The sequence below is a fragment of the Paenibacillus sp. FSL P4-0338 genome, assembly GCF_038002365.1.
Classification (GTDB): domain Bacteria; phylum Bacillota; class Bacilli; order Paenibacillales; family Paenibacillaceae; genus Paenibacillus_AQ.
Genome location: NZ_JBBOCG010000001.1, coordinates 258015 through 272052 on the forward strand (window position 1 = coordinate 258015; position 14038 = coordinate 272052).

General features: G+C 51.5%; 7 protein-coding genes. 4 read left to right on the forward strand and 3 right to left on the reverse strand.

The features are described from left to right. The first annotated feature begins 23 nt into the window (after positions 1 to 23). Complete coding sequence (locus MKZ07_RS01065) at positions 24 to 6926, forward strand: choice-of-anchor I family protein (protein ID WP_341024031.1); 6903 nt, start codon at positions 24 to 26, stop codon at positions 6924 to 6926. A gap of 166 nt (positions 6927 to 7092) precedes the next feature. Next, on the forward strand, positions 7093 to 8142 hold the full coding sequence (locus MKZ07_RS01070) for an Atu2307/SP_0267 family LLM class monooxygenase (protein ID WP_036695918.1): 1050 nt from the start codon (positions 7093 to 7095) through the stop codon (positions 8140 to 8142). Positions 8143 to 8514: 372 nt separating this feature from the next. On the opposite strand, the gene MKZ07_RS01075 is transcribed toward MKZ07_RS01070, so the two are convergent. Further along, positions 8515 to 9402, reverse strand: coding sequence for a fructose bisphosphate aldolase (locus MKZ07_RS01075; protein ID WP_076154862.1), 888 nt, complete (start codon positions 9400 to 9402; stop codon positions 8515 to 8517). A 175-nt stretch (positions 9403 to 9577) separates the two neighbouring features. Between MKZ07_RS01075 and MKZ07_RS01080 the strand changes: the two genes are divergently transcribed. Both MKZ07_RS01080 and MKZ07_RS01085 read left to right on the forward strand, forming a co-directional pair. Then, a complete protein-coding gene (locus tag MKZ07_RS01080) occupies positions 9578 to 10225 on the forward strand; it encodes a hypothetical protein (protein ID WP_036695922.1) in 648 nt (215 codons plus the stop codon). A 299-nt stretch (positions 10226 to 10524) separates the two neighbouring features. After that, positions 10525 to 11763: an RICIN domain-containing protein gene (locus MKZ07_RS01085; RefSeq protein ID WP_341024033.1), complete on the forward strand. Its 1239-nt coding sequence runs from the start codon at positions 10525 to 10527 to the stop codon at positions 11761 to 11763. An 80-nt stretch (positions 11764 to 11843) separates the two neighbouring features. Here MKZ07_RS01085 and MKZ07_RS01090 read toward each other — a convergent pair whose 3' ends face one another. Together MKZ07_RS01090 and MKZ07_RS01095 are read right to left on the reverse strand one after the other, a co-directional pair. After that, complete coding sequence (locus MKZ07_RS01090; protein WP_341024034.1) at positions 11844 to 13364, reverse strand: DUF4179 domain-containing protein; 1521 nt, start codon at positions 13362 to 13364, stop codon at positions 11844 to 11846. Between the two features lie 20 nt (positions 13365 to 13384). Further along, positions 13385 to 13876, reverse strand: coding sequence for a sigma-70 family RNA polymerase sigma factor (locus MKZ07_RS01095; protein ID WP_051493639.1), 492 nt, complete (start codon positions 13874 to 13876; stop codon positions 13385 to 13387). Positions 13877 to 14038: the final 162 nt, after the last annotated feature.

The following is a 14038-nucleotide window of genomic DNA, read 5'->3' on the forward strand; positions in this document are numbered from 1 at the left end:
TATCAAAGACTAGGGAGGCATATATGAATATTAATAGTTCAAAGCGGATACTTAGTGCAATTATGGCAGCAATCATGCTGCTAATGACGTTGCCTGTATCTACATTTGTGAATGCTGCGGCAACTCCTGTATCTGTTGCGGAATGGGATTTCGCTGATCATCCGGATGCGACGAAGACCTTGACCCGCTTCCCGGCGACTGGCGGACTGGCTGCTGCCTCCACAGTGACGCTCTCGACTTATATGGGCGAGAATGGAATTGGCGGGGAAATATCAAGTTATACTAATTCCAACAGATCCATTTCAATAACCGGCTGGAATGCTGGCGCCGATACTAAGTATTGGACGCTGGCTTTTTCTGCTGCCGGATATGAGAATCTAAAGCTATCCTTCAATTCTTACGGCTCGGGCACCGGCCCGAGAGATTTCAAGCTGCAATACAGCATGGACAACATTCATTTCACAGATATTCAGGAGGGGGCTTATTCCAATGCTTCCTCCTATTCGGCAACCCCGACCAAGTCCAATCTGCCGCTGCCTGCAGCTATTGACGACAACGCGGCAGTAACCTTGCGCTTTCTGCAGACAAGCAATCTGTCGATCCGTGCTGGCACGGCAAGTTATTCCGCTGCCGAGGAAGTGGCAGCTGGAGGAACTTCCCGCTTGTTCAACATCTTCATCACAGGGGAGCAAAAAGCCGATTCCGATATTGTAGCGGCAGTTACGGCTGCTCCGGGTCAAGATTCAGAGGTTCCCGCGGGAAGCAAGGTGGAGTTATCCACTCTTACTGCAGGGGCAAGTCTGGAATACAGCCTGAACGGCGGAGCCTTGCAGACAATAGACGCTTCAACCGGTTCAGTGGTGATCGATGCTTTTAACCAGCCGGGCAATACGGCAGTCCTGAAGGCTAGAGCCTTGAAGAATACGAATAGCAGTGTTGAAAGAACGTTCACCTACACTCAGGCACAGACCAGACCGGTGTCTGCCAGCAGAACGGGAGCCATTCCCTCCGGCAGTACTATTGAACTGACCACACCAACGGAAGGAGCGGCCATCAGCTATATTTTGACCCGGAAAGCAGGCATGCCGGAAGAGATTATAGATGCAAAGGCAGCTTACAGCGCTCCAGTTACGTTAACAGCGGACATGCTTCCAGCCAAGATTGAAGCCTCGGCAGTAATGGAAGGATATAAGGATAGTGTTCCAGCAACGTACAACTATACACTTAAGGATGGCGGTACGGCGGCCAAGGTGTATTTTGGACAGCTCCATGGACATACCGTGCAGTCAGACGGCTCTGGCACGATGGAAGAGGCTTATGCTTATGCTAGAGATGTGGCCAAGCTGGATTTCTTTGCGCTCACTGACCACTCCAATTATTTCGATACCTCAAGTAGTCCTGTTGAGTATGAGGCAAGTGTTGCCAATACTAAATGGCAGCAGGGACAATCAGCAGCGGCTGCGGCGGCAACGCCGGATTTTGTTCCGTTTTACGGGTATGAGATGACCTGGGCCGGCGGCCCCGGGCATATCAATACTTTTAATACAGAGGGCTTCGTCAGCAGAAATAATAAAACCTACGCTTCTGGTGTCTCAGGCATGACCAACTACTACAAACTGCTTAAGAATATTCCCGGCTCCATTGGACAGTTCAACCACCCGGGACCAACCTTTGGAGATTTCAATACCTTCTCCAATTACGATCCTGAACTGAACCGGCATATGACGCTAATAGAAGTAGGTAATGGCGAAGGGGCTGTGAACTCCGGCGGATATTTCCGCTCCTACGAATATTACAATAATGCGCTGGATAAAGGCTGGCATCTCGCACCGACCAACAATCAGGATAATCACAAGGGGCGCTGGGGTAACTCCAATACTGCCAGAACGGCTATTGTGACCGATGATCTCAGCAAGGAAGGCGTATATTCCGCTCTCCGTGAGCTGCGTGTGTATGCCACTGAAGATGAGAATCTGGAGATTAAATACACGGCTAACGGGGAACCGCTGGGATCAAGTCTGCCGGCAGGTATCTCTAAGCTGGATATCAATGTAGATCTGCTGGACCCGGATGTCACTGATCAGATTGGTCAGGTATCGGTGATCAGCAGGGGCGGTGAAGAATCGAATATCCAGAATATCACGGCTAACCAGGCAAATTACGCTGTGACAATCGATAATCCGTCTAGCGGCTACTATTATATTCGTGTGGTACAAGCAGATGGCAACATCGCTGTAACAGCACCTGTATGGGTCGGCGAGGTAGAGAAGGCCGGAATTACTGCGGTGACCTCTTCGGTCAGCATGCCGGTAACCGGTGAATCGCTGGAGCTATCCACCGAGCTGTTTAACAATGAGGCTTCTGCGGCAACCATTCAATCGATTGATTACAGCATGGATGGTGTTAGTATTGCGGCCAAAACCCTTAATGCGCCAATCGCATCACTGGGTACATTAAAAGACAGTATCACGTACACGCCATCATTACCGGGCAGCGCGGTTGTGGTAGTTACGGCAAATGCAGTCGTGAATGGAATTAGCCGGACGTTTACCGGCTCCCTGGAATTGAATGTCAGAGATGCTGCGAAGCTCGTCAATATTGGAGTGGACGCATCGCATCTTAATGATTATGTGGCCGGGAACTATGCGAACAGCATGACTAATTTCGCCAAGCTGGCAGAGACCTATGATATCCGTCTAGTAGACATTAAGGGCGGCCTTAAGCCGGAGAACCTGAATGATCTGAAGGCGTTGATTCTGACTCCGCCGAACCGCAGAGCTTCCGTGGGTGCGCTTGGTGAATATACGCAGGATGAAATTGCGGCGGTAAAGGCTTTTGCAGATAACGGTCATACTGTTATTGTCACTGGACTGGCTGATTATAACGACGCCAAAGGTGATCCGGCTCATCACGCGGCGTACCAGCAGAATCTGATTCTGGAGGCACTCGGCGGGAAGGCCCGGCTTGTAGATGATGAATTGATCGACAATACGAATTTCGTGCCTAGCCAGAATTTCCGGCTCCGGTTCAAGAATTACAACATGGACAGCCCATATACGTATGGCGTTAATCCGGCGCAGGAATATAGCTTCTACAGCGGTTCCTCGATCTTTGTACCTGAAGCGGATAAGGCGGCGGTGAGTCCTATCGTGATTTCTCATGCCACTTCAGAGAGCCTGGATTCAGATCAGGACGGTCTGGGCGGTGAAGGGAATCCGGTGGTTAAGGGCAATATTCCGGCTCTGACGGTAGAAACACTGGACAAGGGAGCCAAGCTATTTGTGGCTGGTTCCGTGTTCATGTCCAATTTCGAAGTGCAGGCAACGCTGGATAATGCTGCGGATCTTGGCTATAGCAACTACAATATCTCTCAGAATATTCTGAAGGAGATCGCACCCCGAACAGTAACACCTATTGCTGAAGTCCAGGCGGCAGCCACAGGGACGAAGTTCACCATTCAAGGCACGGTGACTTCGAGCGCAAGCGGATATGATCAGAGCACGGCATTCTTTGATTCGATCTATGTACAGGATGCTACAGCCGGTATTAACCTGTTCCCGGTCTCGGGTAATTTCCGCGCAGGACAGAAGGTGGAGGTTACCGGAACCGTAGGCGGATATCAGGGAGAGAAGCAGCTTACAGTAACAGAAATACAGATCATTGACAGCAGCATTCATGAGCTTGTCCCGGCCCGGGTCTCTACAGCGGCAGCAATAGCGGATTCTACCCGGGGCAGTCTTGTACAGGTAGAGGGTACTGTGAAGGCTGTAAATCTCGACAGTGGAAAAGTAGGGGCAATCATCGTGAATGACGGCTCCGGGGACGTAAGAGTATTTATAGACGGATACATTACCCCTGACGTACAGCTTGAAACGATTCAGCCGGGAGAGCGAATCTCTGCCATCGGCCTGTCTTCAGTGGATACGGTCGGTAAGCGAATCCGTGTGCGGGACAGAAATGAGATCAAACGGCTTAGCGGATCGGTGATGCACAAAATCGGCAGCTATTCCACGGGCTTCTCGGATCTGGAAGGCGGAGTTGCAGAAATTGTGAAATACAACAGTGACAATCAGAAGTTCTATCTGGTGAACGGCAAGGAGAAGAGCATTGATATTGTCAGCTTGAAGACGCTGGTCCCGGGCCAGGATAATCTGCTTACACTGGAGAAACGGATTGACGTAAGCAAGATGATTGACGGCTTCAGCTTCGGGGATATTACGAGTGTAGATATCAGCACAACACTGGATACTGTTGCTATAGCAGTACAGGAGGCGGATTACAGCAAGCCAGGTGCTGTGCTGCTGCTGGATTATAACGGGAAATACCAGACCCACTATATGACAGGGGTTCAGCCGGATATGGTGACCTTCACGCCGGATAACAAGTATTTATTGACGGCTGATGAAGGTGAGCCAAGACAAGGCTACAAAGAGCCTGCGGTTGATCCCAAGGGTTCGGTTACTGTGATTCATCTGCAGGAGCATACCGTCAAGATTGTTGATTTCACCAGCTTCGATAGCACGGAGGCTAGAAATGCACTGCTGGCGGACAATGTTATTCTCAAAAAACAAACTGCACCGTCCGTAGATTTGGAGCCTGAATATGCAGCGGTATCGGCGGATAGCAAACGTGCCTTCATCTCCTTGCAGGAGGCTAATGCCATTGCTGCACTTGATATTGAGCAGGGTGTATTCACCAGCATCAAGGGACTGGGCTTCAAAGACCACAGTGTGTCCGGGAATGGGCTGGACATGCGCAGAGACGGCAAAATTCAGATTCAGCCGGAGCCGAATGTATATGGAATGTATAATCCGGACGGGATTACCACCTACACTGCCGGGGGAAAGACATATATCCTTACTGCCAATGAAGGGGATTCCAGGGACTGGAACGGATACACTAACGAGAAGGATATCAAGCTGGGCAAAGGGCAGGACGGAAATGCTGATAAGGACATCAAACTGACAACCTTCGATCCTTCAGATTATGAAGTGGGTGCGGGCGGAACCGGATTTGTCAGCGGCAAAACCTATCTGTTCGGTGCGCGTTCCTTCTCCATCTGGGATGCAGACAACATGTCCCTATTGTATGACAGCGGAGCAGACTTTGAGCAGATTACCGCCAGACTGCTGCCGCAATATTTCAACTGGTCCAATGATGATTTCGTATTCGAGAAAAGAAGCGCAAAAAAAGGTCCCGAACCTGAGGACGTTAAAGTCGGCATCGTGGACGGTAAGCCGTATGCTTTTATCGGCCTGGAGCGGGTCAGCGGCAATATGATGTACGATATTTCGGATGTGAACGCCCCGGTGTTCTATGACTATCTGAATACAAGAGACTTTGAACATTCAGTGGATCAGTCGGGTTCCAAGCCGGCTTACCGGGTGGCCGGAGATGTATCTCCGGAAGGACAGACGTTCATCGCAGCCGATCAGAGTCCGACACGCTATCCGCTGCTGCTTGTGGCTAATGAGGTGTCTGGTACGGTATCCGTGATAGAAATTCCTAGAGGCTATTATACACCGCCGGTTGTTGAACCGACACCGACAGCGACGCCAACTACGAAGCCAACACCAACACCGACGACAAAACCGGATATACCGGCAGTGACGCCAACGATTAAGCCGGAGACCCCAACAGCAACCCCGGCAGCTACACAAACACCGGATCAGGTGTTTGTGCCCGTCAAAACAATTACTCCAACTTCTGCTCCAACGGCTACACCGTTAGCTGTGCAGACAATCATCACTGATACCGTTGCTGTATTAGCACCGTCTCAGAATGCCCAGACTCAAGAAGCAAGCTTTAAGCTTACGGCTGAGGCTGCCGCGAAGCTGCTGGACAACGCAGCAATGAGTGATAAGGCCGGCAAGCGGACGGTCGTTGAACTCCGCGGGGAGGCAGTCAAGGAAGCCAGGAAGCTGACAGTAGAGCTTGGGAGCGAATTTGTCAGCAGATTATCTTCCGGCACTCAAGCGGAGCTGAAGATTAATACCGGATTCGCTATTATTACACTAAGCCATTCTGTGCTGGATGCCATCAGTAAGGCTGCCAAGGGGGAAACGCTCCGTATTAGTGTAGAGCTGTCCTCGGTTAATATAGCAGGCAGCAGTGTTCAAGCACGGGTGGGCGGCAGACCCGTGTACGATTTCACAATTGGGGATGGTACCTCGGCGATTACCAGCTTCGGCGGTGAGAGGGTCCATGTGCAAATTCCATATACTCAGGCTGCTGGAGAGAATGCGAACGGGCTTGCTGCATACTATATTGACAACAACGGTGTTGCCATTCCAGTAACCAGCCGCTACAACACAGCGGCGAAAACGGTAGAATTCAAGACAAGTCATTTCTCTAAATTTGCCGTAGGCTATTATAGCGCCGGCTTTAGCGATATCGTGAACCACTGGGCCAAAGACAGTATTGATTTTGCAGCGGCCAGAGGCTGGTTCACAGGTCTTAGCAATCATAAGTTCGCACCGGATCAGACCTTGACACGCGGAATGATCGCAACGGTTCTGGGCAAAATGGCAGGTGCTGAACCCTCTGGAGCAGCTTCCTTCACCGATGTGGCGGGAAATAAATATTACTCGCCTTATATCGCCTGGGCAGCAGCCAATGGTATCGTACAGGGCACAGGCAATAAGAGGTTTGCGCCGGATCAGGCGGTGTCCAGAGAAGAACTGGCGGTATTGATCCGTAATTATCTGAATTATATGAAGCTGAAGCCGGAACAGACCGCTGGAGCTGTCAAGTTCACAGATGACAAGAGCATTTCCTCTTGGGCAGCTTCTGCGGTTACTGATATCCAGTCGTTCGGATTCATTAGCGGTAAACCGGGTAACCAGTTCGATCCTAAAGGAACAGCGACAAGAGCAGAGGTTACTGCAGTACTGAAAAGGCTCAATGACAGCAGCTTTGCTGATTAATTCACTTGCTGCTATAAGAATGTAACGGTTTTGCCAGGGCAGGGTGCCTCACGGGCTGTTGACACAGCCGGGGCACCCTGCCCTGCTGCAGGTTAAAGTTTTCTTTGAATATTTGACTATTTAGTTTTAGAATATAAAGATTACTGACTTCTAGGAGGAACAATACGTGGAACTTGGAATAAGCACCTTTGTCGAGACAACGCCTGACGTGAATACCGGAGTGACTCTAAGCCATGCGGAGCGGCTGCGTGAAGTGGTGGAGGAGATCGTGCTTGCGGATCAGGTAGGACTGGATGTATACGGCGTGGGTGAGCATCACCGGCCTGATTTTGCAGCTTCATCGCCTGCTGTGCTGATGGCGGCGGCTGTACCGCTGACGACCCGAATCCGCCTGACCAGTGCGGTCATGATTCTGTCCTCAGCCGATCCGGTGCGGGTATTTCAGGATTTCGCTACACTGGACGGAATATCGGGTGGCCGTGCCGAGATTATGGTGGGCCGGGGCTCGTTCACCGAGTCGTTTCCTCTGTTCGGCTATGATCTGAAGGACTACGAAGAGCTGTTTGACGAGAAGCTGGACCTGCTGCTCAAGCTGCGGGAGCCCGGCAAGGTGAGCTGGAGCGGCAAGCACCGTCCAGCCATAACGAATCTGGAGATCTATCCGCGTCCGGAGCAGAATCCGCTGCCCGTATGGATTGCGAGTGCGGGAACTCCGGAGTCTGCGGTCCGTGCGGGTACTCTGGGTCTGCCCTTTGCCCTGGCGATTATCGGCAATGTGAACCCTTCCGATTATGCCATGCATGTACGGCTCTACAAGGAGGCAGCAGCCAAGGCTGGTCATGATGTGTCCAAGCTTCCGATTGCCTCACACTCTCATGGTTATGTTGCGGAGACGGACGAGCTTGCGGTAGAGGGCTTCTTCCCGTCTACACATGCACGGACGAATGTCCGGGCGGTGGAGAAGGGACTCCCTTCTTATCAACGTACGGATTACGATGACGCCCGCAGCTTTGACGGTGCTCTATATGTGGGGGACCCGGACACAGTTGCCCGCAAAATCATTCACCTCTACGAGCATGTAGGGATCACCCGCTTCTTGCTGCATGTCCCGCACGGCTCCATGCCGCATGCCCAGGTGATGCAGGCCATCCGTCTCTTCGGGACAGAGGTAGCGCCTAGGGTGCGGGAGGGCATTAAACGGCTTACGCAAGCATAGCTCCTGCTAGGGCAAGAGCATTACTGCTATGAAATTCTGCCTGAAATACAACATTCTCTCCACTAACCAGGACTTGATCCAAGATTGTTGCAGGAAAGGCAGCATTTCCCTCTCTTTTGTGCGGATTAGCTCGAGAAATCCTGTATATCATGCAACATCTCTCCTGCATACCCAGGTATACAGAGCTGAAAGTTGCAGATTCTGCAACACTTTAGATTTGTTGCGGTGACAGTAGCGATCAGCCGGTGATTATCAGGAGTAGTTTTGAGTTCTGAACTTCTATTCGGAATATACAGAAGAGGACCCTGCGGCACTAGGCCTGGGGTCCTCTTCTGTATATGAAGCTATGAGCTTAAATGAGCATGGATCTGATCAAGTAATCGAAGCCTCATAGATGGCCTGGATCGACGCAGCGAGGGTGCGGCCAAATTCGTCCTCTGTCTGCTGATCGCTGAGACCCTGGGATAAGGCGCGGGAGAAGCTGGCAATCACTCCATGCTGGCGGGCCAGCTTCTCGTTGGCTTCAGCCTGGGTATACCCTCCTGAGAGGGCTACGATCCGAACCACATGGGGATCTGCGGCGAGCTCGCTGTATAAATTATCCTCTGTCGGGATCGACAGCTTAAGCATGACCTTCACGTCATCTGGCAGCTCAGACAAGCGTGCGGCCAGTTCCCGCTTCAGCAATTGCTCTGATTCCTGCTTGTCCTTGCTGAGGATATCTACTTCCGGTTCAATAATCGGAACCAGTCCGAAGGCGGCGATCTGCCGGGCCAGCCCGAACTGCTGCTGAACGGCCTGCCGGATACCCTCCGGGTTCGCCTCATGGATCACGGAGCGCATCTTGGTGCCGAAGATATGCTTGCTGACTGCCCGCTTCAGCAGGGCATCGAGGGCGGGAATAGGCTTCATGAGCTGGACTCCATGCTGAGGAGCGGCCAGTCCCTGGTCAATTTTGAGAAAAGGCACGACGCCCTTCTGCTCCCACAGATAATCGGCGGTATATTGCCCGTCTATAAGGCGGTCCATCGTGTTCTCGAACAGAATTGCACCGAGAATATGCTCGCTTGTAAAGGCGGGACTCTGAATAATGCGTGTTCTCATGCTATGAACCATGGTGTACATCTCTTCGTCCCCTGAATAACGGTCTTCCTTAATACCGTATTGCAGCAGCGCTTTGGGGGTGCTTCCTCCGCTCTGGTCCAGAGCAGCTATAAAGCCTTGGCCAGTGTGAATTCGGTCTAATTGTTCGGTATTCATGGTTAGGGTCATTCCCTTCTACAAGATGAGATGGTTACTGTACCCTGTCTAGTATAGCACTTGCGCATAAGGACATACATCCGGGTCCGGCAGAGCTTTCCATTTGTGCCTGAGAGATAGGGTATGTTACCTTGTTCAATAGGATGGTATGATAGAAAGTGGGGTGAATTTAACAATGACAAACGAAACAACCAATGACACCACGAATGAGCCGGTGAACGGTGAAGCGGAAGCTGCCGAGAAGGCCATGACCGAAGAGAACTGGAATGAGCTGCTCAAGGCTGTTTTTCATAACGGCATTGTAGCGCTCAAAATGAGCTTCAGCGATGTGGAAGGACAGGTGCTGAACCTGGACAACTACGGCCCGGTATTTGTATTCCGTGTAAAGGATAACGATAACGCTGATTATTACTGCGGCTTCTTCCTTCGTGAGCTGGCTGGCCGGTTCCAGTCCGGCAACAGTCCGGAGATCTGGATGGCGTCCTTCTTCCACGAGCTGATGAAGACCAAGGGAGGCAACTCCATGCCTAAGCCGCTCGCCAGTGAAGAGGAAGCCAAGGCCGCTGTCGACAATGTGCTGGTTCCGATGTGTATCGCCGCTGTAACGGAGGAGTTCGCACCGGAGCAGGTGCATGCCGGACTGGCCTGGAACGAGGAGCATGGACCGGTCTTTGAAGCAGGCTTCCCTGCAATCACGGACGGGAATAACGTATGCGCTATCCCGCTCCATCTGTTACTGACGCATATGCAGCTTAACCGTGATCCTTCGGAGCTGCTCGTACAAGGGATGTATAAGATCCGCGAAGAGCACGGACTCGAGTAGTACGGCAACAGCTCTTTGCAAAAGCAGGAACCGCCTCCGCTCGGGAGCGGTTTTTTGCTGTGTTTGGGGCTGATGAGGCAGTGTCGTCCGAAGGCCAGCTGCTCCGTTCCGCCGGGTTCGTTAAATTGTCAAATTTCTGGTTCTTCCGGGAACCAAAAGCGATATATATGGGATGTAGCAGAAGAAGGCGCTACCATATTCATGTCCGAAACCGGTTGGGAAAGGTTTCAACTGCGCGAACGTACGCGTGCATTGAAATAAGGCTGGCAACTTTGAAACGCCAAAAGAGGAGGACGAAGATGTTTAGAAGAGGTAAAGTCTTAAGCTTGTTCATGCTGTTCGCGTTATTAATCGCACTGGTGCCTGCAGGGAGCGCAAGCGCAGCAACCTGGAATCTGGCCTGGAGCGACGAGTTCGACGGTTCTTCACTCAATACCGGGAACTGGACAGCCGAGATTGGCACAGGCACCGGGGGCTGGGGCAATAATGAATTGCAATACTATACTAACCGTTCACAGAATCTGAAGGTGACAGGCGGCAATCTGGTCATCACTGCGCAGAAAGAATCCTATGAAGGCATGAACTATACCTCGGCGCGGATCAAGACGCAGGAGCTTAAGAATTTCACATACGGCAAGATCGAAGCCAGAATCAAGCTGCCGTCCGGCCAAGGCTTATGGCCTGCGTTCTGGATGCTCGGCTCCAATATTAATACGGCCTATTGGCCGGCCTGCGGTGAGATCGATATTATGGAGCGGGTAAATAATAACGCAGCCGTTAACGGCACGGTGCACTGGGATGCAGGAGGCCATGCCGAATTCGGCAGGGTGTCCGGTAATCTGGACTTCTCTCAATATCATGTGTACAGCGTGGAATGGGATTCCAAGTACATCAGATGGTTCGTGGACGGCAACCAGTTCAATGAATTCTATATTGAGAATGGAACCGGCAATACAGAGGAATTCCAGAAACAGTTCTTCCTGCTGCTGAATCTTGCGGTAGGCGGCAACTGGCCTGGCGCTCCGAATGGAGCAACCAGCTTCCCGGCGCAGATGCTGGTGGATTATGTGCGGGTGTATCAGGCGGGCGCTCCTTCGAGCGGTATTGTCAGCGGCGGAGTCTACACCTTGATGAACAAAGCCAGCGGTAAGGTGCTGGATGTGACGGATGTCTCTACAGCAGACGGAGCCAAAATGCATCAGTGGACTAATTACACCGCCGCCAATCAGCAATTCAGAGTGGAGAGCACGGGAGACGGCTTCTACAAGCTTACAGCGATGCATAGCGGAAAATTGCTCGATGTGCCGAACGCTTCCACGGCAAGCGGAGTCCAGCTCCAGCAGGCGAATGACAACGGCAGTAACGCCCAGCGGTGGAGCATCGTCGATGTGGGCGGCGGATATTACAAGCTGATCTCCAAAGCCAGCGGGCTGGCCATGGATGTCTCGAACTCCTCTACCGCAGACGGAGCGGCCGTGCAGCAATGGACGGACAACGGAACCGACGCTCAGAAGTGGCAGCTTACCAAAATTAATTAGGGAGTGGAAGTTCCAAAGTCCAGATAAATAAGCAAGAAGCCCCGCAAGCCTGTCGGCTGGGCGGGACTTCTTGCTGTAGTCTATTTCTTTGAGAACAGCTCGATGCTCTGCGTCTCCATAATTGGATTCCAAATGCTCGATACCGATAGGGTAAGCGGCTGCGGGTAATCTGCAGCTTGACTGTCAAAAGATAAACTCATCTCATCAATTCCCGTACCGTTTCCAGAGATCATGGTGCCGCCGAAGTTGATTAGTGGCGTTTCCCGATTGGCTCTATCATGCACCTGGCCGTTCGCATCGGTGAATTTGTCGTCCAGCCCTGCACCGATGTACTCTGCCTGTACTGCCCCTTGCGAATCGGTATAATAAGACAGGCCGGTCACCTTGCGCCGGAGCAGAATCTCTGCCGCTGTTGCAGAATGTTCTTTCTTGGATGTGACTATTTCAAAACCGTTTGCCGGTGCTTCAATCACTTGCTGCTTGTTCAGATCGACCACAAATTTCATATGCTCCGGCTCCAGCGCCGAGATACCGGCAATTTTCAGCGCGATGGAGTCCGGCTGGTTGAGCCCGGTATACCTGAACACCAGTGTTGCCTGCGAGGAGTCTTTGTACACCTCGGAATTATTGGACGTGATTCTACCCGGATACACCAATTTCTCGGTTTGGCTCCCGGTTGTTGCGATCAGAACAGGATTCAGCAGGCTGAAAATCTGTTTGGTGTTCGCCTTGTCATACTCCAGATCGACATAAGTATTGAACGGAGTATACTGTACTTGGTGCACTATAATCTGTTGACCGTCCACTGTAAGCGTGCGATTCACAGGCAGCGTGCGCACCTGGTCTTTGAAATCGTCTGGATCAAGCTGAAACGATACCTCCAGGCTGGTCCGATACTTGCTGCTGCTGGAAGCGAGCGCCTGTTCGGACGTTCCGGTGATAATTAGAGTGAACTTCAGATCCTTGGAATCAGTGATGGAAGCAGGATAGTTGGTGGAATAAATAAAATTCTTGTTTTCGCCAGGCTGAATTCTGGATTCGCCACTGTTCGCTAATTCCAGGGCTGCGCCCCGATGTGGATATGGAACCTCGAAATCACCGAATTGAATTTTCGTATCCGCAGGAATAACTTCTTGATCCGTACCGTTGTGCACATTGAATAGGATATACACTTTACGGCCATCCGTGACGGCGCCATCCACATCCATACGGTATCCTTTGTTTGATGCGCTTTGACGGACCGGCTTTACCAGATTTCGTTCCAGGATGCCGCCAACCAGCCGGTTCGTTAATGGCTGTCTGCGATAGTCTGCAAAATCATTCCAGCTTGTGGTGCTGACCGCCTGCACTGAACCGCCGAGGACGGAATCGTCTGTACCTCCGGCCGGTAAGCCGATGGATGAGACAATCACAAAAATGGCTGCGGCCGCGGCTAATACAGCGCCGGCCCCATAGGAATAGAAACGCCGTTTGCTGCGTTTTTTCCCTTGTGCCATTCCACTGCGCATTGCATTATATATTTTCAATTCCTTAATCTCCTTTGCATGAAGATGGACCTCTTGTGCATCCTGTTTTAGGACACGCTCTTCTTTTGCTAACATTTCCTTCACCTCCTATTTACTCATAGATATTTCCGCAGCTGCATGAGTCCTTGACGCATCCAGGTTTTGATCGTGCCTTCGGGCTTATTCAGTACCTTGGCAATTTCGGTGGTTGTCATATCCTGGTAATATTTAAGCATCACGGCATGCCGGTATTTCGGCTTTAGCCGGCTCATGGCGCGCTCCAGATCGAGACGATCGCTGCTCTTCATCTCCTGGGTCTCCTCCTCCGGCCTTTCCGTCAGCACAACGCGTTTTTTACGCCTTAGCTCATCCATGCAGCAGTTGATGGTAATACGGAGTAGCCAAGGTGTGAAGGCCTGCTCGTTCTTAAGCTGTTTGCGCTTCATCCAGGCCCGGCATGAGGCTTCTTGCACCGCTTCCAGGGCATCTGCTTCTGAGCGCAGATAGCTGTAAGCGAGCGCATACAGTTTACGGTGCTCACTTGCTAGCCGCTCATAGAACACCTCTTCATCCATCAGCGACAGATCTGCTGTATTGGTTTTGTTCATTGTCTTCCCCCCCCATTCACCATCCCCTCTTCCTTATTGTGTTGGTCTATGGAAGAAGTCGTCCTCGAAATATGTTTTTATAAGTAAGACGGAGCTGACCGGAAAAACGATTGATTTTTATTAAAACACATAGAAGATAGGCCAACCAGTAGTTTCTGGCTG